Below are 17,913 nucleotides of genomic sequence, written 5' to 3'. Positions count from 1 at the left end.
CCCCAATGGATGCCAAGGTGGTCGTGGTCGGCAGCCTCAACATGGACCTGGTGGCACGCGCCCAGCGCCTGCCCCGCGGCGGCGAAACCCTCGCCGGCGACAGCTTCTTCACCGTGCCTGGCGGCAAGGGTGCCAACCAGGCTGTGGCCGTGGCCCGCCTGGGTGCCAGCGTGGCGATGGTCGGCAACGTCGGCGACGACGCCTACGGCCAGCAGTTGCGCCAGGCGCTGGAAGTGGAGGGCGTCGATTGCCAGGGTGTGGGCGAGTGCCCGGGGGTTTCCAGCGGCGTGGCGCTGATCGTGGTGGACGCCGCCAGCCAGAACGCCATCGTCATCATCCCCGGTGGCAACGGCCTGCTGACTCCCGAGTCGGTGCAGCGCTTTGACGCGTTGCTAAAGGATTGCGATGTAATCATCTGCCAGCTCGAAGTGCCCATCGAGACCGTGGCCTGGACGCTGGCTCGCGGCCGCGCGCTGGGCAAGACGGTAATCCTCAACCCGGCGCCCGCTACCGGCCCGCTGCCGGCCGAGTGGTACCCGCATATCGACTACCTGATCCCCAACGAAAGCGAGGCCGAGGCCCTGACCGGCCTGCCGGTGACCGACCAGGCCAGCGCGCAGGCCGCTGCCGAGCGCCTGCGCGCGCTGGGGGCGGGCAAGGTGATCGTCACCCTCGGCGCCCAAGGCGCCTTGTACGTAGACGGGCAGGGCGCCCGGCACTTTCCGGCCACACCCGTGCAGCCGCTGGACACCACCGCAGCCGGTGACACCTTTGTCGGCGGTTTTGCCGCGCACCTGGCCAATGGCTTTTCGATTACCGACGCAATCGTTTTCGGGCAGCGTGCGGCGGCGATTTCCGTCACCCGCGCCGGCGCCCAGCCGTCGATCCCTTACCTGGCGGAGCTGGCCCCATGAAGAAGACCCCGTTGTTGAACGTAGCCCTGTCGCGAACCATCGCCGGGCTTGGCCATGGCGACATCCTGGTGATCGGCGACGCTGGCCTGCCGGTGCCGCCCGGGGTAGAGCTGATCGACCTGGCGCTGACCCCCGGCATTCCGGACTTTGCCAGCGTGCTGCGGGTGGTGCTGAGCGAGATGCAGGTCGAGCGCCATGTGCTGGGCGAGGAGATGTTCCAGGCTGCGCCGCCTGGCCTTGCAGAAGTGGAGCGCCTGCACGGCGCCGGTGAGCTGGGTGTGCGCGAGCAGCTGAACCATGAAGCGTTCAAGGCCCTTAGCCGCAAGGCCCGCGCCGTGGTGCGCACCGGCGAATGCCAGCCCTACAGCAATATCGCGCTGGTGGCGGGGGTTACCTTTTAGTTTAAGCAGGTGCCGCGCCCCCCCTGTAGGAGCGGCCTTGTGTCGCGAAAGGGCTGCGCAGCGGCCCCAGGATCTTCGCATCACGCAAAATCGCCGGGGCTGCTACGCAGCCCTTTCGCGACGCGAGGCCGCTCCTACAGAGACGGCAGCTGAATCAATCAACAGGCAAAGGAGAGCCCGATGTTCAAACACCTGCTACAAGGAGCCGTACTCATGTCCGCACTGGCCACCACCACCCTCATGGCCGCCCCGCGCGACCTGATCATCGACACCGACCCCGGCGCCGACGACGTGGTCGCGCTGCTGCTGGCCATGGCCTCGCCTGAAGAACTCAAGATCCGCGCCATCACCACCGTCGCCGGCAACGTGCGCCTGGACAAGACCTCGCGCAACGCCCGCCTGGCCCGCGAGTGGGGCCGCCGCGAAGACATCCCCGTGTACGCCGGGGCCGGCCGCCCACTGGTGCGCACCCCCATCTATGCCGCCGACGTGCACGGCGAAGAAGGCCTCACCGGTGTACTCGTGCACGAACCCAAGGCGCCATTGGCCAAGGGCAATGCCGTGCAGTACCTGGTCGACACCCTGGGCGCAGCCGAACCCCACAGCATCACCATCGCCATGCTCGGCCCGCAGACCAACCTGGCCCTGGCGCTGGCCCAGCAGCCGGACATCGTCAAGGGCATCAAGGAAGTGGTGGTAATGGGCGGCGCCCACTTCAACGGCGGCAACATCACCCCGGCTGCCGAGTTCAACCTGTACGCCGACCCCCATGCCGCCGAAGTGGTGCTGGCCAGCGGCGTCAAGCTCACCTACCTGCCGCTGGACGTCACCCACAAGCTGCTCACCAGCGACGCGCGCCTCAAGCAACTGGCCGCGGTCAACAACCACGCCAGCCAACTGGTGGTGGACATTCTCAAGGCCTACATCCAGTACGACATGAAGCTGTACGGCACACCCGGCGGCCCGGTGCACGATGCCAGCGTGATCGCCTACCTGCTCAAGCCCGAGATGTTCAGTGGCCGTGATATCCACCTGGCCGTCGACAGCCGCGAAGGCCCGACCTTCGGCCAGACCATCGCCGACTGGTACGGCGTGCTCAAGCAGCCGGCCAACGTGCACTGGGTGGAGGAGGGCGACGCCCAGGGCCTGTTCGACCTGCTCAGCGCCCGCCTGGCTCGATTGCCATAGCTTCGTGCGGTGCAAAGCGCTCGAACACCTGGTCGATAAAGCTGCGTGCCGCTTCGCTGCCGCGGTCGCGCACCAGCAGGTCGATGGCAATCAGCAATAGCTCCTCGGGCGTGCCCGGGCTGTAGGCGCTCTGGCCTTCGGCCCATTTGACCTTGATATCGGCATCGATGCTGTGACTGCTCATGAAGGGCTCTCGCGGGGGCCTTGAGTGAAGGGTCGAATACCGGGTCCTGGCATCCGAAGGGGGCATTGCGCGCCCCATTGAATGCAGTAAACCACGGCTTTGTGTCAACGGCCCTGCGACTTAAGCATAAGCGATGCCCTGGGTGTAACCTTCGGTTTGGTGCAAAATCCGGTCACGATTGCGTTTCGCGTCTGGCGCTTGGTTCAGGCAGAATCCGGCGTTTTGCAACAAACAGTTAGGGCAATTGTCGCATGTGCAATGCCCACATCGATTTTCAGGAGGATTCATGTTCCGTACCCGCGCTTCCCTGGCGACCCTGCTGCTGGCCACCGTCCTGGCGGGCTGCAGCACCGATGGCACGTCCACCGGCAACGCCGCCCCGGCGGCCCCTGCCAACAACGACGGCCGCTGCGAAGCCAGTGGTGCCGACTTCACCATCGGCAAGCAGGCCACCCCTGAGCTGCTGGAGCAGGCGCGCAAGGCCAGTGGCTCGCAGTTGGGCCGCATCCTCAAGCCGACCGACGTGATCACCCTGGAATACCGCTCCGAGCGGTTGAACCTGAACGTGGACGACCACGGCGTGGTCAGCCGCGTGAATTGCGGTTAACGGCGTGTAGGAGCGGCCTTGTGTCGCGAAAGGGTTGCGTAGCAGCCCCGGGATTTCAGCGTTGACGCAAAGATCGCTGGGGCTGCTACGCAGCCCTTTCGCGACACAAGGCCGCTCCTACAGGTGATCGAGGCGGTGCCAATCGCCCAATAAAAAACCCGCCACAAGTGGCGGGTTTTTTTACTGCGGTATCCGAATTACTCCGGACGAACCTGTGCAGCCTGCATGCCCTTCTGGCCGCGCTCGGCAACGAAGGTAACAGCTTGGCCTTCTTTCAGGCTCTTGAAGCCGTCGGATTCGATGGCCTTGAAGTGTACGAACAGGTCGTCGCCGCCGCCTGCTGGGGTGATGAAGCCGTAGCCTTTTTCATCATTGAACCATTTGACGGTGCCGTTTTGGCGATTGGACATGAGGTGAATCTCCAGAAACATGATTTTTTTTCGAGGTGCAATGTTGCCGAGGCTACAGGAGCACGGGCGACATCATAGTCCATTTCTGCGCATGTAGCGCCTTTTACCTTCGCAGGATGTTGATCCAGCGCAAATGATGCGTGGTTTGGCCGGAAAACCCTGCTTACTTCGGCTTGCAGGCGGCCTGTACGACCGTCTGGGCCCTTTGCATCAGCTTGGCGTCAACGCCATCCTTGCTGTCGAGGTCCATGATCTCCTTATCGGTGAAGTTCTTCTTGATGGCCTGGGCGCCGCAATCGCAGTGCTTTTTCGCCGTCGCCGCGTCCACGCCCTGGCCACCGGCCACCTGCGTGCACTGGGTCATGTAGGCCGCTTCCTTGCCGGGCGGGAAATTGCCTGCGTTGGCGGCCAGGGGCAGCAGCAGGGCGCTTACGGCACACGCGGCCAGAAGGGACTGAAGTCGCATAACCAGACACTCCTTGGGTTAAGGTCTCGTCAAGAGTAGGTTGCTTCAGAAGGTCTGATAGGAAATTTTCCGCACAAGTTCACCGCCAAAGCGTAATTTCCAAATATTTCTGCCTGGCACGGAACCCGCGTGCTAGCATGCTCCGCTTGCAGCTGGCCACTTTCAGCCTGCAACTTTTACCTTCCAGTCACTCTGGTTCGTCCCTGACAGGCCGAAAGGTCTCTGCCACTGTGAGGCAGGCTTTCTTCAACGAAAGGCAGGCCGGATCTTGTACTGGCTCATCCCAACCCACGTGACCTTTGGTAGGGGTCACCACTAGGAGAGGAGGCGCCATGCCCATTATTACTCTTCCCGATGGCAGTCAACGTACGTTCGACCAGCCGGTATCCGTAGCCGAAGTCGCCGCCTCGATTGGCGCGGGCCTCGCCAAGGCCACCCTGGCCGGCAAGGTCGACGGCAAGCTCGTCGACGCCTGCGACAAGATCGACCACGACGCCACCCTGCAGATCATCACCCCCAAAGATGCAGAGGGACTGGAGATCATCCGTCACTCGTGCGCCCACCTGATCGGCCACGCAGTGAAGCAGCTGTACCCGACCGCCCGCATGGTCATCGGCCCGGTGATCGACGAAGGCTTTTATTACGACATCGCCTACGAGCGTCCCTTCACCCCGGACGACCTCGCGGCCATCGAAAAGCGCATGCAGCAGCTGATCGATACCGACTACGACGTCGTCAAGAAGATGACCCCGCGTGCCGAAGTCATCGACGTGTTCACCCAGCGTGGCGAAGACTACAAGCTGCGCCTGGTCGAGGACATGCCCGATGAGCAGGCCATGGGCCTGTACTATCACGAAGAATACGTCGACATGTGCCGTGGCCCGCACGTGCCGAACACCCGCTTCCTCAAGGCGTTCAAGCTGACCAAGCTGTCCGGCGCCTACTGGCGCGGCGACGCCAAGAACGAGCAGCTGCAACGCGTGTACGGCACCGCCTGGGCCGACAAGAAGCAGCTGGCGGCGTACATCCAGCGCATCGAAGAAGCCGAAAAACGCGACCACCGCAAGATCGGCAAGCAGCTCGACCTCTTCCACCTGCAGGAAGAAGCCCCTGGCATGGTGTTCTGGCACGCCAACGGCTGGACCGTGTACCAGGTGCTCGAGCAGTACATGCGTAAAGTGCAGCGCGAGAACGGCTACCAGGAAATCAAGACCCCGCAAGTGGTCGACCGTATTCTGTGGGAGCGTTCCGGCCACTGGACCAACTACGCCGAGAACATGTTCACCACCGCCTCGGAAAGCCGCGACTACGCGGTAAAACCGATGAACTGCCCGTGCCACGTGCAGGTGTTCAACCAGGGCCTGAAGTCGTACCGCGACCTGCCGCTGCGCCTGGCCGAGTTCGGTGCCTGCCACCGTAACGAGCCGTCCGGCGCCCTGCACGGCATCATGCGCGTGCGTGGCTTCGTGCAGGACGACGCGCACATCTTCTGCACCGAAGATCAGGTGAAGAAAGAAGCCGCCGACTTCATCAAGCTCACTCTCGACGTGTACAAGGACTTCGGTTTCACCGACGTCGCCATGAAGCTTTCGACCCGCCCGGCCAAGCGCGTGGGCTCCGAAGAGCTGTGGGACCGCGCCGAAGGCGCCCTGGCCGACGCCTTGAACGACTCGGGCCTGGAGTGGGAATACCAGCCAGGCGAGGGTGCTTTCTATGGCCCGAAAATCGAGTTCACCCTGCGCGACTGCCTCGGCCGTAACTGGCAGTGCGGTACCCTGCAGTACGACCCGAACCTGCCAGAACGCCTGGATGCCAGCTATATCGCCGAAGATAACAGCCGAGTTCGCCCGGTCATGCTGCACCGCGCCATCCTCGGTTCGTTCGAACGCTTCATCGGCATGCTCATCGAGCACTACGCTGGCGTGTTCCCGGCCTGGCTGGCACCGACCCAAGCCGTGGTCATGAACATCACCGACAAACAGGCCGATTTCGCCCTCGAGGTGGAAAAAGCACTGAACGGTAGCGGATTCCGTGCCAAGTCGGACTTGAGAAATGAGAAGATCGGCTTTAAAATCCGCGAGCATACTTTGCTCAAGGTCCCATACCTGCTGGTTATAGGGGACCGCGAAGTCGAAACGCAAACCGTCGCTGTGCGTACTCGCGAAGGCGCAGACCTGGGCTCCATGCCCGTCGCCCAGTTCGCTGAGCTCCTGACACAAGCGGTTTCCCGGCGTGGTCGCCAAGAATCGGAGTAATGACTATTAAGCGTGAAATGAGAAACGATAAGCGTGCTGTACCGAAGGCCCCGATCAACGAGAATATCTCGGCCCGCGAGGTTCGGTTAATTGGCGCAGACGGCGAGCAGGTTGGCATCGTCTCGATTGATGAAGCGCTGCGTATCGCTGATGAAGCGAAGCTGGACCTGGTGGAAATCTCTGCAGACGCGGTACCGCCGGTCTGCAAGGTCATGGACTACGGCAAGCACCTCTTCGAAAAGAAGAAGCAGGCCAACGAAGCCAAGAAAAACCAGAAGCAGATCCAGATCAAAGAAATCAAGTTTCGTCCAGGGACGGAAGATGGAGATTACCAGGTAAAACTACGCAACCTGGTACGTTTCCTTAGTGATGGGGACAAGGCCAAGATCTCTCTGAGATTCCGCGGCCGTGAGATGGCCCACCAGGAGCTGGGCATGGAGCTGTTGAAGCGGGTCGAAGCTGACCTCGCCGAATACGGCACCGTTGAGCAGCATCCGAAGATGGAAGGACGCCAGCTTATGATGGTCATCGCCCCCAAAAAGAAGAAGTAATCTCCCGGGCACGGCAGGCCTGATGATTATTGTGTAATTTATATCGAATGCGGAGTTCCAACATGCCAAAAATGAAAACCAAGAGCGGTGCTGCGAAGCGCTTCCTGAAGACCGCTTCCGGCTTCAAGCACAAGCACGCTTTCAAGAGCCACATCCTGACCAAAATGTCGACCAAGCGTAAGCGTCAACTGCGCGGTGCCAGCCTGCTGCACCCGTCTGACGTGGCAAAAGTCGAGCGCATGCTGCGCGTACGTTAATTCTGGTTTAGATAGAGGAAGTTACTCATGGCTCGTGTTAAGCGTGGCGTCATCGCTCGTAAGCGTCACAAGAAAATTCTGAAACTGGCTAAAGGCTACTACGGTGCACGCTCGCGCGTATTCCGCGTTGCCAAGCAGGCTGTCATCAAGGCAGGTCAATATGCCTACCGTGACCGTCGTCAGAAAAAACGTCAGTTCCGCGCACTGTGGATCGCTCGTATCAACGCCGGTGCCCGCACCAACGGCCTGTCCTACAGCCGTCTGATTGCTGGCCTGAAAAAAGCGTCGATCGAAATCGACCGCAAGGTTCTGGCTGACCTGGCAGTGAACGAAAAAGCGGCGTTTGCTGCGATTGTCGAGAAAGCTAAAGCCGTTCTGGCTTAAGTACCCACGACAATCACTCGGCGGTTTCGGCCGCCGGGTGTAAAACGTCATCGATAGGGGAAGAGCCTTCAAAAGCTCTTCCCCTATTTCGTATCTGGAGTCTGTACATGGAAAACCTGGACGCGCTGGTTGCCCAAGCCCTCGAGGCCGTGGAACGCGCTGAAGACATCACTACCCTGGAACAGATCCGGGTCCAATTTCTCGGCAAGAAAGGCGAGCTGACCCAGGTGATGAAGACCCTGGGCAACCTGCCAGCCGACGAGCGCCCCAAGGTCGGTGCGCTGATCAACGACGCCAAAGAGCGTGTCACCGACGTGCTCAACGCACGCAAGGCTGCCTTCGAAGAGGCCGAGCTCAACGCTCGCCTGGCCGCCGAATGCATCGACGTGACCCTGCCAGGCCGTGGCCAGACCACCGGCGGGCTGCACCCGATCACCCGTACCCTCGAGCGCATCGAGCAGTTCTTCACCCACATCGGCTACGGCATCGCCGAAGGCCCTGAGGTCGAAGACGACTACCACAACTTCGAAGCGCTCAACATCCCCGGCCACCACCCGGCCCGGGCGATGCACGACACCTTCTACTTCAATGCCAACATGCTGCTGCGCACCCATACCTCGCCGGTACAGGTACGCACCATGGAATCGACCCAGCCGCCGATTCGCATTGTCTGCCCGGGCCGCGTGTACCGCTGCGACTCGGATATCACCCACTCGCCGATGTTCCACCAGGTCGAAGGCCTGCTGATCGACCGCGGCATCAACTTCGCCGACCTCAAGGGCACCATCGAAGAGTTCCTGCGGGTGTTCTTCGAAAAAGAACTGGCTGTGCGCTTCCGCCCGTCGTTCTTCCCCTTCACCGAGCCAAGCGCCGAAGTCGACATCCAGTGCGTGATGTGTTCCGGCAAGGGCTGCCGCGTGTGCAAGCAAACCGGCTGGCTGGAAGTGATGGGCTGCGGCATGGTCCACCCGAACGTGCTGCGCATGTCCGGCATCGACCCCGAAGAGTACCAGGGCTTCGCCTTCGGCATGGGCGCCGAGCGCCTGGCCATGCTGCGCTATGGCGTCAACGATTTGCGTCTGTTCTTCGATAACGACCTGCGGTTCCTGGCGCAATTCCGCTAGGCCCAATCGACGCACTTTCTAGGAGAACAGCATGAAATTCAGTGAACAGTGGCTGCGCGGTTGGGTAAACCCGCAAGTCTCGCGTGACGAACTGGTCGCCCGCCTGTCCATGGCCGGCCTTGAAGTCGACAGCGTTACCCCCGCTGCCGGCCAGTTCAGCGGCATCGTGGTGGGCGAAATCCTCTCCACCGAACAGCACCCGGACGCCGACAAGCTGCGCGTGTGCCAGGTCAGCAACGGCGCAGAAACCTTCCAGGTAGTCTGCGGCGCGCCCAACGCACGCCCCGGCATCAAGATCCCGTTCGCCATGATCGGCGCCGAGCTGCCGGGCGACTTCAAAATCAAGAAGGCCAAGCTGCGCGGCGTCGAGTCGTTCGGCATGCTGTGCTCGGCCGCCGAGCTGCAAATCAGCGAAGAGAACGACGGCCTGCTGGAACTGGCCGCCGACGCCCCGGTGGGCGAAGACATTCGCCAGTACCTGAACCTCGACGACGCCAGCATCGAGATCGGCCTGACCCCCAACCGTGGCGACTGCCTGTCCCTGGCCGGCCTGGCCCGTGATGTCAGCGCGCTGTACGACGTGCCGGTCACCCGCCCGGTGGTGCCAGCCGTACCAGCAGCCCACGACGAAGTGCGCCCGGTCGAAGTCAGCGCCCCGGCTGCCTGCCCGCGTTACCTGGGCCGCGTCATCCGCAACGTCGACCTGAGCAAGCCGACCCCGCTGTGGATGGTCGAGCGCCTGCGCCGCAGCGACGTGCGCAGCATCGACGCTGCCGTCGACATCACCAACTACGTGATGCTCGAGCTCGGCCAGCCGATGCACGCCTTTGACCTGGCAGAAATCAACGGCGGCATCCGCGTACGCATGGCCGAGGAGGGCGAGAAGATCGTCCTGCTGGACGGCCAGGAAGTCGCCCTGCGCGCCGACACCCTGGTGATCGCCGACCACACCCGGGCCCTGGCCATTGCCGGCGTGATGGGTGGCGAGCACAGCGGCGTCAACACCGCAAAAACCCGCGACCTGTTCCTCGAAAGCGCCTTCTTCGAGCCGATTTCGGTTGCCGGCAAGGCCCGTTCCTACGGCCTGCACACCGATGCCTCGCACCGCTACGAGCGCGGCGTCGACTCGCAACTGGCCCGTGAAGCCATGGAGCGCGCCACCGCCCTGGTGCTGGAAATCGTCGGCGGCGAAGCCGGCCCGATCGTCGAAAGCGTAAGCCAGCAGCACCTGCCGAACATCGCGCCGATCACCCTGCGTGACGAGCGCATCACCCAGATGCTCGGCATGCAGATGGAATCCGCCCAAGTCGAGCAACTGCTCAACGCCCTGGAGCTGAAAGCCAGCGCCAACGGGGCAGGGCAGTGGACTGTCACAGTGCCAAGCCACCGCTTCGACATCAGCCTGGAAGTCGACCTGATCGAAGAGCTGGCCCGCCTGTACGGCTATAACAACCTGCCGGTTCGCTACCCGCAGGCCCGCCTGGCCCCGCAAGCCCGCCCCGAAACCCGTGGCGAGCTGCCCAACCTGCGCCGCCTGCTGGTGGCCCGCGGTTACCAGGAAGCCATCACCTACAGCTTCATCGACCCGAAACTGTTCGAGCTGTTCAGTCCCGGCGTCGAGCCGCTGCTGCTGGCCAACCCGATCTCCAGCGACATGGCCGCCATGCGCGCCTCGCTGTGGCCGGGCCTGGTCAAAGCCCTGCAGCACAACCTCAACCGCCAGCAAGACCGCGTGCGCCTGTTCGAAAGCGGCCTGCGCTTCGTCGGCCAGCTCGGTGACCTGAAGCAGCAGCCGATGATCGCCGGCGTCGTCACCGGCAGCCGCCAGCCAGAAGGCTGGGCCAACGGCCGCGACGGCATCGATTTCTTCGACGTCAAAGCCGACGTGGAGGCCCTGCTGGGCTACTCTGGTGCCCTCAGCGACTTCAGCTTCGTCGCCGGCAACCACCCAGCCCTGCACCCCGGCCAAACCGCGCGCATCGAGCGCGACGGCAAGGAAGTCGGCTACCTCGGCGCCATCCACCCCGAGCTTGCCAAGACCCTCGGCCTGGAACGCCCGGTGTTCGTCTTCGAGCTGGTGCTCGGCGATGTAGTCGAAGGCCGCCTGCCCAAGTTCAGCGAACTGTCCAAGTTCCCCGAAACCCGTCGTGACCTGGCGTTGATCGCAGGCCGTGATGTAGCGGCAAGTTCGGTGCTTGAAGTAATTCGTGACAATGCAGGCGAATGGCTCACAGACCTCAGGCTGTTTGACGTCTACCAGGGTAAAGGTATTGATCCTGATAGAAAAAGCCTGGCCGTCGGCTTGACCTGGCAACATCCATCGCGCACTCTTAACGACGATGAGGTGAATGAAACCCTGCAAACTATTCTCACCTCGCTCGAACAAAGGTTGAACACCACGTTAAGGAAATAACGGTATGGGTGCTCTGACGAAAGCTGAGATGGCCGAAAGGCTGTACGAGGAGCTGGGGCTCAACAAGCGAGAGGCCAAGGAGCTGGTCGAGCTGTTTTTCGAAGAAATTCGGCACGCGCTTGAAGACAACGAGCAGGTCAAGTTGTCCGGTTTCGGCAACTTTGACCTTCGCGACAAACGCCAGCGGCCGGGCCGCAACCCCAAAACCGGGGAAGAGATCCCGATCACCGCACGCCGCGTCGTCACCTTTCGTCCAGGGCAGAAGCTGAAAGCCCGGGTAGAGGCCTATGCTGGAACCAAGCCATAACGACGAGCTGCCCCCCATCCCGGGCAAACGCTACTTCACCATTGGTGAAGTCAGCGAGCTCTGTGCGGTAAAACCGCACGTGCTGCGCTACTGGGAGCAGGAATTCCCGCAGCTCAACCCAGTGAAGCGCCGCGGCAACCGGCGGTATTACCAGCGCCAAGACGTGCTGATGATCCGCCAGATCCGCGCTTTGCTGTACGACCAGGGCTTCACCATCGGCGGGGCGCGCTTGCGGCTCAGCAGTGATGAGGTCAAGGACGAATCCAGCCAGTACAAGCAGCTGATTCGGCAGATGATTGTCGAGTTGGAGGATGTGCTGGTGGTGTTGAAGAAGTGAGCTGAAGCCGACGAGTGGAAATTTTTGAAAAAAAGCTTCCATTAATCAAAAGGTTAGGGTACATTTCTTCTCGTTCTCGGCAGTATTGAGAACCGCCTTGTCGGGGCGTAGCGCAGCCCGGTAGCGCACTTGCATGGGGTGCAAGGGGTCGAGTGTTCGAATCACTCCGTCCCGACCATTATTGAAACGAAAAAGCCCAGTCGGTAACGACTGGGCTTTTTTGTGCGTGTGTGAAAGCAATGGGGTTGGGGGAGTGTTGAGGTCCTATTTTTGTTTGTCATTTCCGCTCATTAAATGATAGTGATTGTCATTTGCTTTTTTTGTGAGTGGTTTCGATAAGTGACTACGTTGTTGATTCAAAGTGCCATCATCTGTTATTTATAGTGGAGATGGATTTTTTGCTAGCCTGGGCGGTTCCGATGAGGGTCGATTATAAATCGTAGTCGGTACTTACCAGAAAGTTTCGTTGGTTATGCAAAGATCTGAGCTCAAAATTTTAATCAGACCTAGTCACAGTGGAGGTGGAGGATGGGATTTTATGCGCGGCTGCGTGAACAGCGAAGTGATGACGAGCATTTGCAGAAGTGCATTGAGAGTGTAGTGGACCAGCTGGATGAGGCTGATGATCCTGATAAGCCAGGAATGCTGTTGGGAAAGATACAGTCGGGGAAAACACGTGCTTTTTTGGGAGTAGTAGCTCGTGCATTCGACCGAGATTATGATGTAGCAATAATCTTGACTAAGGGTACTAGGACGCTAGCGAGTCAAACCGTAAAGCGGATTGGTAGAGATTTCAAGCGTTTTATCGATGATGATGAAATTGTACTTTTCGATATTATGTCGGCACCTCTTCCATTAACCAAATCTGAGTTAAGAAGAAAAATAATAATTGTAGCAAAAAAGCAAGTGCAAAACCTGTCTCGCGTACAGAAGCTTTTCGATGAATGCCATCCTGAATTAAAGGGGCGGCGTGTTCTTTTAGTCGATGATGAAGCTGATATGGCTAGTGTTAGATTTGCCAAAAAGAAAGGTGAGTCAGACTTCGATCAAGGCGCAATTGCCAACCAGATGGATGAGCTTCGTGGAAGTATTGAGCGGATTTCTTTTTTGCAGGTGACTGCTACTCCCTATGCGCTGTACCTCCAGCCTGAAAATTATGAGCAAACGAGCCAGTCAAAAGAGGTATTTTATCCAAAGAAACCCAGCTTTACCGAGCTCCTTCCAATTCATGATGCGTATGTGGGTGGTGATGCCTACTTTGGTGGTCATGGCGCTGATGATCCGCGTCACTATCTTTATGTAGAGGTTGATGATCGAGAGCACAACGCACTCCGCTCACCTGATGGTCGCGCGATTCGAGAAGACAGGCTCTGGTCCAGCGATAATGTTAAGGTGCTTCGCCGAAGCTTGATTGGCTTTTTGCTGTCTGTTGCGATTCGCCGCCACCAGCAAAGCATTCAAGAGCAGCCCCAGCAAAAGTATGCAATGATAATTCACAATGATACACAGCGCGCAGCACATGCGTGGCAGTGGGGAACAGTGCAGAAGCTGCTGACTGCATTTGAGGTTGCCGTTCAAGAAAATGACTCTCGTCTAAGGCTAGTTTTCAATGAGGCATATGCGGATCTTAGTAGATCGGTGACTGCCGATCGTGGTCATTTACTATCCGAAGAAGAGGCATTTTCTGCAGTATGTGCCTTTATAGATGATGGTGAGCTGCATGTGCAGAGAGTCAACTCCGATGTACAATTGGAGCCGTTGTTGGATCCGGAGACTGCGGAGTTAAAGCTGAGAACTAAAGCCAATTTGTTTATTGGTGGCAGCATTCTTGATCGTGGTATTACAATTCCAAATTTACTTGCTTTCTACTATGGTAGAAATCCTAAGCGAATGCAGGCGGATACTGTGCTTCAGCATTCTAGAATGTATGGAGCTAGGCCTGCAGCAGATCTTTCCGTAACCAGATTCTATACGTCGAGAGATGTTTATTCTCGATTGGTGCAAGTGCATAGTTTAGAAACTGCTCTTCGGGAGGCGTTTGAAAGTGGGGCGCATGATGGCGGTGTAGTTTTTATCCAGAGTGATGCTAGTGGTGGGATAATACCTTGCGCCCCATCCAAAATTTCTCTAAGTGATGTGGTTGCAGTAAAGCCTAACGATGTTCTTTTGCCAACAGGGTTCGATACGATAGCGGGCGGCAAGCTTAAAAAAGTTAATATAGAGATTGAAAAGTTAATTCCGGAAAACTGTGTCGACAAGAAGGTGTTTGTAGAAATTCAACTTGAGCAGGCACTTGTACTTATTGATAGGCTGTCTGAAGGGTTAGTGGCCCATGCGCATCCGGGTTTTGACTGGCACGCGATGAAAGGGCTTTTAAGCTATTATGCTAATAAGTCTGAAGGTAAGGTGCTGGTTTTGGCCGAGCAAGGTCGGCGGCTTTCAAAAGATGCATCCGGAGATAGATCTGGTATTTCAATTTTGGGTACCGCCGAACTGCGGAACATTGTTCGTGGGCCTGCAAGGGATGCGCCTGCGCTAGTTCTTCTTAAACAGGATGGTGGTGAGGATCTAGGTTGGAAAGCAGGACCTTTTTGGTGGCCAATGCTTGCGAGTCCATCTCAGGTAAGTTCTTGTGTGTTTGCTACAAAAGTAGCTGTCTAAGTAAGTGTGGAGGGCCGGTTTAGCCTTGACAAGGTGAGGCCGGCCAGCAAGCTTAACTTTGAGCTGTTCGTATATTGTAAAGGCTTCTGGCTACAGACTTAGCGATGACCTCTGCGAGCAAAACAGGGACTGCGTTTCCAAGCTGGCGCATAGTTTGACTCCAGGCGCCGCAAAACTCGTATTCGTCCGGGAATGTTTGCAGTCTAGCTGCTTCTCTAACGGTGAAATACCGGATGCTACCATCATCTTTTATGAACATATTCTCACCGCCAGGTACTCCGTGATGCCCGGCTTTTAAAGTTTTGGCTGGTTCATCTAACAAACTACCGGTGTGGCCTATGTATGAGCGTGCGCCGGGAGTAAATATATGATTTGGAATTGAGCTTTTTTTCTGTGTCTCGGGGTCAGGTAGGTTTTTTAGGGCATCCCGCGTGGTATTCCATCGCGCTAAATTATTAGTTGAGTATTCTTTTTTTAATAGTTCAATTTTTTTTGCTAGCTGCTGCGGGGGCGTGGGGATTATTTTTTTACTTATCTCGTGCTCGTCCCAATAGGATTTATTGATCCATTTTGAGATTATTAATGAGTTTTCGGAGTGGGTGGGTTTAGGAAATGCCCATTGCGCTCCAAGATCAGAACGAAATCCTACAAAGAATACACGTTGTCTTTTCTGAGGTACGCCGAAGTCTGCTGCATTCAATACGTCAAAGAAAACGTTGTAAGTTGAGGCGCCCTTGTTGGCTGAATGGTACTTCTCTAGTCGCTCTTTATGGCTGGCCCAGTCTTCATTTTTCTGGGGTGCAAATTCTGGGTGTTGTAGCTGTAGGTATATATATGTAAAGTACTCTGAAAAGCTTTGTCGTGTTAAGCCTTTAACATTTTCAAAAATAAAGGCGTCGGGCATAATTTCACGCACTGCCCTAATAGCTTCAGGGAACATGTTACGTTCGTCGTGCTGCGCTTTATGCTTTCCTCCTTGGGAGAAAGGTTGGCAGGGCGGTCCGCCTGATATCACATTGATTGAGTTCCCGAAGGCGCTGAAGTCGAAAACTCGTGCATCTACTTCATGAACGGGCCACCCCTCAACGGCATGTGTGTGATGACGCTGATTTTCTCGAAACGTTTCGCATGCGTCATGGTTCCATTCAACCACTGCTGCATGCTGAAATCCAGCGTTCGCCATGCCGATTGCTAGCCCGCCGGCCCCTGCGAAAAGCTCAATGCTGCGCATTACGAATTTTCCGATAAAAATATTGACTTTAGAACCATTTTGTAGCAGTAGATATGCAGTCGGTTCACTGTCTATTTTAAGTCATTATGGTTACCGATGGCCACTAGGTGTCTCCCCGGCAAGCATGCTCTGTAGCGTGGAAATAATAGTAGGGTATACTTTATATGGGTAGTAAGCTTTTGGCGTATCTTGTTTTGATGGCTTTAGGTCTGTATGTAAATTATTAAGGCTTTGGGTTTTAGTCTGATCGTTGTGTCGTGCTGTAGATGTAGGAGATGTAGGGTGGGGTAGATGTTGAAGTCTTCGTACGGCAGGTGCTCGGCGCCGGGTGTTCACGGTTAATTGTAAGAGCTTATAGTAGTAGGTGCTCAGTGAGTTGGAAAGTCTTGGTCGTTATTGGTTTGCTGGGCTAGAATGGTTTTGGTCTGGCTCTGAACTGATTCTCAGGCTCTCTGGCGGATAGTTAACGCGTTTTTGTAGCGTTATACTTGAACTCTAGTGCGAGGAGGTTTGGGTGGTTGAATTTATGCTTAGGCAGAAATATCTTTCGCCCCTCTATGGGGCTGTATTCGCTGAGTCTCAACTCTTCAGAGATCTCAATGTGTAAATCGTAGGGTCTTATTTTTATCAGTCCTAGGTCAAATAAAGTGTGTATGTCAGCCCTTAACAAGATTCCATTGGGTGTCACATTTGTCTTGTCGCCTAGGTAGGGATGAATATGCGCGGCTTCTAGTATGTGCATTATCGTGCAGCCCGTCACGGCGCAGCGTCCCTGGTAAGCATTTAATAATTGCTTTCTAAATTCAGGCTGGCCGCGTCTTTGAACGATTGATGCCTCTATGCGCGATCGCGCATCGCTGAGATCATTGGGGTTGAACTCTCTTCGGGAATTCAGTTGTTGCTCAAGCTCGGCTAAAGCAATGCCTCGATGAGTGAATGGGTTTCGCGTCAGGGTAAACGACGTAGGGAGACTTCCAAAGTGGCTTTGATAGTCGAAAGTGCCTTCATAGCGGAAGCCAGCGTGGGGGTGTTCATATTTCCTTCTTCGATAAAAAAGGAGTAGCTCCAAACCCAGCTGACGATGATCTAATATTAAGTTGTCTGTTCGCCCTAGTCGCTGGCCTTGCATGTGGAGTGTGTTATCTGACAAGCTATCTGTATATTGTGTTCTATCGGATGTTTTGTGTTCCGTTATAAAGAGCCATACGGAATCAAATCCTTTTGGATGAAATATACCATTTTTAAGGGTTGCATCTTTGATGTCAAAAAGGGTGCTGAGGTCATTTCTCGTGTAAACCATGCCTGGTTTGAGCTGGTTGGATGCTAGGATCCCACGTTGCCCTAGGATTGTGGTCGGTGAGGGAGGAGTTTTCACAGTTGGCTTCCATGCGAATGGCGCAGGCGAAAGGTTGATGTCACCTTTCGCCGCTGTTCAGTATTCCACGCACCTTACTTTGTTCGGAAAAAATCCGAAAGGGTGTAGGACATTTCCTTGCATGCTGTAGCCTTCAGCTAAGCGCAAGGGCTTCGTCGGTGATTAAGGGGCCTATTAAAGAGTGAAGGTGCTTCCAGCTCGCCAAAAGCAAGCTTTTTAGCTAAAAAATGAGTCATCTGAATCCGATTTTCCCTCTTCTCTGTAGTCCATTTCCGAAACATACTCCTACGGCCCTACAGGCATTGCACCTGTCCCATCAGCCATCTAGTCTCGCCAAGTCGCCGCAAAATCGACGACACGGTTTTGACAGACCGTCCCCTGATATCCGGACACGCGCAACGCTCAATGGCGGCTGTGCGTGGGGCACTTCGGTGCGCCGAGTTCCGATATCCTCGGTCTGTCAACCCACGCACCGCTGCCACCCATTTGTTTGACAGCAGAGATGTGGTAGCTCCAATCAGATATCGGAGCTTTATCATGCTAAAGATCGTCCCCGACCCACCCCACCCAAACCCCTACGCCGCCCACACCCTCGAAGACCTCCTGGTCCAGATATCCGAATACCTCGTCTGCGCCCTGACCGTCAGCCAGCAGACCGTCCTGCTCCACACCAAACCCCCGGCCCAGGTCCTGACCCTCGCCGCCATGCACGAAATCGACAACGCCCGCACCTTGGTGGAATTGGCGCTGAGCCGCGTGCAGTCCCGGCATTGACCTGGCGAACCTGAGTTCGCCCTGGATGTTCATCGATCAGGCCCCGCGCCGTTCGCGGGGCCGCAGGAGACGTA

The 17,913-nt window shown here is 57.2% G+C and carries 19 protein-coding genes and 1 tRNA gene; 15 read left to right on the top strand and 5 right to left on the bottom strand.

Going from position 1 to position 17,913, the window contains the following annotated elements; genetic code table 11:
• The first annotated feature begins 5 nt into the window (after positions 1–5).
• From rbsK to ACI2KK_RS12810, 3 genes are all read left to right on the top strand, one after another.
• Positions 6–914, top strand: a complete 909-nt coding sequence (rbsK, locus tag ACI2KK_RS12820; RefSeq protein ID WP_404669178.1) for a ribokinase — start codon at positions 6–8, stop codon at positions 912–914.
• A complete protein-coding gene (gene rbsD / locus ACI2KK_RS12815; protein WP_404669177.1) occupies positions 911–1,315 on the top strand; it encodes a D-ribose pyranase in 405 nt (134 codons plus the stop codon). The genes rbsK and rbsD overlap by 4 nt, the downstream gene beginning before the upstream one ends.
• Before the next feature lie 180 nt (positions 1,316–1,495).
• Entirely contained in the window at positions 1,496–2,503 is a 1,008-nt protein-coding gene (locus ACI2KK_RS12810; RefSeq protein ID WP_404669176.1) for a nucleoside hydrolase, read from the top strand.
• Here the strand turns inward: ACI2KK_RS12810 and ACI2KK_RS12805 are convergent.
• Positions 2,475–2,687 carry a hypothetical protein gene (locus ACI2KK_RS12805; RefSeq protein WP_217839300.1) on the bottom strand — a complete coding sequence of 71 codons (213 nt, stop codon included), beginning with the start codon at positions 2,685–2,687 and terminating at the stop codon, positions 2,475–2,477. The two genes, ACI2KK_RS12810 and ACI2KK_RS12805, sit on opposite strands and share 29 nt — an antisense overlap.
• A gap of 286 nt (positions 2,688–2,973) precedes the next feature.
• Between ACI2KK_RS12805 and ACI2KK_RS12800 the strand changes: the two genes are divergently transcribed.
• The gene (locus ACI2KK_RS12800) at positions 2,974–3,294 is read left to right on the top strand and encodes an I78 family peptidase inhibitor (protein WP_404669175.1); all 321 of its coding nucleotides are present in this window, start codon (positions 2,974–2,976) and stop codon (positions 3,292–3,294) included.
• 197 nt (positions 3,295–3,491) lie between these two features.
• On the opposite strand, the gene ACI2KK_RS12795 is transcribed toward ACI2KK_RS12800, so the two are convergent.
• Together ACI2KK_RS12795 and ACI2KK_RS12790 are read right to left on the bottom strand one after the other, a co-directional pair.
• Positions 3,492–3,704, bottom strand: coding sequence for a cold-shock protein (locus ACI2KK_RS12795; protein WP_008100414.1), 213 nt, complete (start codon positions 3,702–3,704; stop codon positions 3,492–3,494).
• A 163-nt stretch (positions 3,705–3,867) separates the two neighbouring features.
• Entirely contained in the window at positions 3,868–4,170 is a 303-nt protein-coding gene (locus ACI2KK_RS12790) for a hypothetical protein (RefSeq protein WP_217839298.1), read from the bottom strand.
• A 332-nt stretch (positions 4,171–4,502) separates the two neighbouring features.
• Here ACI2KK_RS12790 and thrS point away from each other — a divergent pair, with 332 nt between their 5' ends.
• The 10 genes from thrS (at position 4,503) to ACI2KK_RS12740 (ending at position 14,459) form a co-directional block, all read left to right on the top strand.
• Positions 4,503–6,425 (top strand): threonine--tRNA ligase, encoded by a 1,923-nt coding sequence (thrS, locus tag ACI2KK_RS12785; protein WP_404669174.1) that lies wholly within the window; start codon positions 4,503–4,505, stop codon positions 6,423–6,425.
• Positions 6,425–6,976 (top strand): translation initiation factor IF-3, encoded by a 552-nt coding sequence (gene infC, locus ACI2KK_RS12780; RefSeq protein WP_217839296.1) that lies wholly within the window; start codon positions 6,425–6,427, stop codon positions 6,974–6,976. Before thrS ends, infC begins: the two co-directional genes overlap by 1 nt.
• Before the next feature lie 62 nt (positions 6,977–7,038).
• The gene (rpmI, locus tag ACI2KK_RS12775) at positions 7,039–7,233 is read left to right on the top strand and encodes a 50S ribosomal protein L35 (RefSeq protein ID WP_003250667.1); all 195 of its coding nucleotides are present in this window, start codon (positions 7,039–7,041) and stop codon (positions 7,231–7,233) included.
• A gap of 27 nt (positions 7,234–7,260) precedes the next feature.
• Positions 7,261–7,617 carry a 50S ribosomal protein L20 gene (rplT, locus tag ACI2KK_RS12770; protein WP_003250671.1) on the top strand — a complete coding sequence of 119 codons (357 nt, stop codon included), beginning with the start codon at positions 7,261–7,263 and terminating at the stop codon, positions 7,615–7,617.
• Positions 7,618–7,724: 107 nt separating this feature from the next.
• Positions 7,725–8,741 carry a phenylalanine--tRNA ligase subunit alpha gene (gene pheS, locus ACI2KK_RS12765; protein WP_217839295.1) on the top strand — a complete coding sequence of 339 codons (1,017 nt, stop codon included), beginning with the start codon at positions 7,725–7,727 and terminating at the stop codon, positions 8,739–8,741.
• Between the two features lie 31 nt (positions 8,742–8,772).
• Positions 8,773–11,154: a phenylalanine--tRNA ligase subunit beta gene (pheT, locus tag ACI2KK_RS12760; protein WP_404669173.1), complete on the top strand. Its 2,382-nt coding sequence runs from the start codon at positions 8,773–8,775 to the stop codon at positions 11,152–11,154.
• Positions 11,155–11,158: 4 nt separating this feature from the next.
• A complete protein-coding gene (ihfA, locus tag ACI2KK_RS12755; RefSeq protein WP_009394049.1) occupies positions 11,159–11,461 on the top strand; it encodes an integration host factor subunit alpha in 303 nt (100 codons plus the stop codon).
• A complete protein-coding gene (locus ACI2KK_RS12750) occupies positions 11,442–11,798 on the top strand; it encodes a MerR family transcriptional regulator (RefSeq protein ID WP_008100384.1) in 357 nt (118 codons plus the stop codon). The genes ihfA and ACI2KK_RS12750 overlap by 20 nt, the downstream gene beginning before the upstream one ends.
• Positions 11,799–11,899: 101 nt before the next feature.
• Positions 11,900–11,976 (top strand) — tRNA-Pro (locus ACI2KK_RS12745).
• Between the two features lie 422 nt (positions 11,977–12,398).
• Complete coding sequence (locus ACI2KK_RS12740; protein ID WP_404669172.1) at positions 12,399–14,459, top strand: Z1 domain-containing protein; 2,061 nt, start codon at positions 12,399–12,401, stop codon at positions 14,457–14,459.
• Between the two features lie 52 nt (positions 14,460–14,511).
• Here ACI2KK_RS12740 and ACI2KK_RS12735 read toward each other — a convergent pair whose 3' ends face one another.
• Positions 14,512–15,690 carry a DNA cytosine methyltransferase gene (locus ACI2KK_RS12735; RefSeq protein WP_404669171.1) on the bottom strand — a complete coding sequence of 393 codons (1,179 nt, stop codon included), beginning with the start codon at positions 15,688–15,690 and terminating at the stop codon, positions 14,512–14,514.
• 463 nt (positions 15,691–16,153) lie between these two features.
• Entirely contained in the window at positions 16,154–17,065 is a 912-nt protein-coding gene (locus ACI2KK_RS12730) for an HNH endonuclease (RefSeq protein WP_404669170.1), read from the bottom strand.
• 537 nt (positions 17,066–17,602) lie between these two features.
• Between ACI2KK_RS12730 and ACI2KK_RS12725 the strand changes: the two genes are divergently transcribed.
• The gene (locus ACI2KK_RS12725) at positions 17,603–17,839 is read left to right on the top strand and encodes a hypothetical protein (protein ID WP_217839292.1); all 237 of its coding nucleotides are present in this window, start codon (positions 17,603–17,605) and stop codon (positions 17,837–17,839) included.
• The last annotated feature ends 74 nt before the right edge of the window (positions 17,840–17,913 follow it).

Source organism: Pseudomonas sp. NPDC089406 (assembly GCF_044900265.1).
In the GTDB taxonomy this organism is placed as follows: Bacteria; Pseudomonadota; Gammaproteobacteria; order Pseudomonadales; family Pseudomonadaceae; genus Aquipseudomonas; species Aquipseudomonas fakonensis.
This window is presented reverse-complemented; position numbering and strand designations above follow the sequence as displayed.

Coding starts and splice junctions, on each gene's coding strand:
- rbsD (WP_404669177.1), top strand. CDS start 911: ATGAAGAAGACCCCGTTGTTGAACGTAGCCCTGTCGCGAACCATCGCC.
- rplT (WP_003250671.1), top strand. CDS start 7,261: ATGGCTCGTGTTAAGCGTGGCGTCATCGCTCGTAAGCGTCACAAGAAA.
- ACI2KK_RS12790 (WP_217839298.1), bottom strand. CDS start 4,170: ATGCGACTTCAGTCCCTTCTGGCCGCGTGTGCCGTAAGCGCCCTGCTG.
- ACI2KK_RS12735 (WP_404669171.1), bottom strand. CDS start 15,690: ATGCGCAGCATTGAGCTTTTCGCAGGGGCCGGCGGGCTAGCAATCGGC.
- ACI2KK_RS12810 (WP_404669176.1), top strand. CDS start 1,496: ATGTTCAAACACCTGCTACAAGGAGCCGTACTCATGTCCGCACTGGCC.
- rbsK (WP_404669178.1), top strand. CDS start 6: ATGGATGCCAAGGTGGTCGTGGTCGGCAGCCTCAACATGGACCTGGTG.
- ACI2KK_RS12800 (WP_404669175.1), top strand. CDS start 2,974: ATGTTCCGTACCCGCGCTTCCCTGGCGACCCTGCTGCTGGCCACCGTC.
- ACI2KK_RS12805 (WP_217839300.1), bottom strand. CDS start 2,687: ATGAGCAGTCACAGCATCGATGCCGATATCAAGGTCAAATGGGCCGAA.
- thrS (WP_404669174.1), top strand. CDS start 4,503: ATGCCCATTATTACTCTTCCCGATGGCAGTCAACGTACGTTCGACCAG.
- pheS (WP_217839295.1), top strand. CDS start 7,725: ATGGAAAACCTGGACGCGCTGGTTGCCCAAGCCCTCGAGGCCGTGGAA.
- ihfA (WP_009394049.1), top strand. CDS start 11,159: ATGGGTGCTCTGACGAAAGCTGAGATGGCCGAAAGGCTGTACGAGGAG.
- infC (WP_217839296.1), top strand. CDS start 6,425: ATGACTATTAAGCGTGAAATGAGAAACGATAAGCGTGCTGTACCGAAG.
- ACI2KK_RS12725 (WP_217839292.1), top strand. CDS start 17,603: ATGCTAAAGATCGTCCCCGACCCACCCCACCCAAACCCCTACGCCGCC.
- rpmI (WP_003250667.1), top strand. CDS start 7,039: ATGCCAAAAATGAAAACCAAGAGCGGTGCTGCGAAGCGCTTCCTGAAG.
- ACI2KK_RS12795 (WP_008100414.1), bottom strand. CDS start 3,704: ATGTCCAATCGCCAAAACGGCACCGTCAAATGGTTCAATGATGAAAAA.
- pheT (WP_404669173.1), top strand. CDS start 8,773: ATGAAATTCAGTGAACAGTGGCTGCGCGGTTGGGTAAACCCGCAAGTC.
- ACI2KK_RS12750 (WP_008100384.1), top strand. CDS start 11,442: ATGCTGGAACCAAGCCATAACGACGAGCTGCCCCCCATCCCGGGCAAA.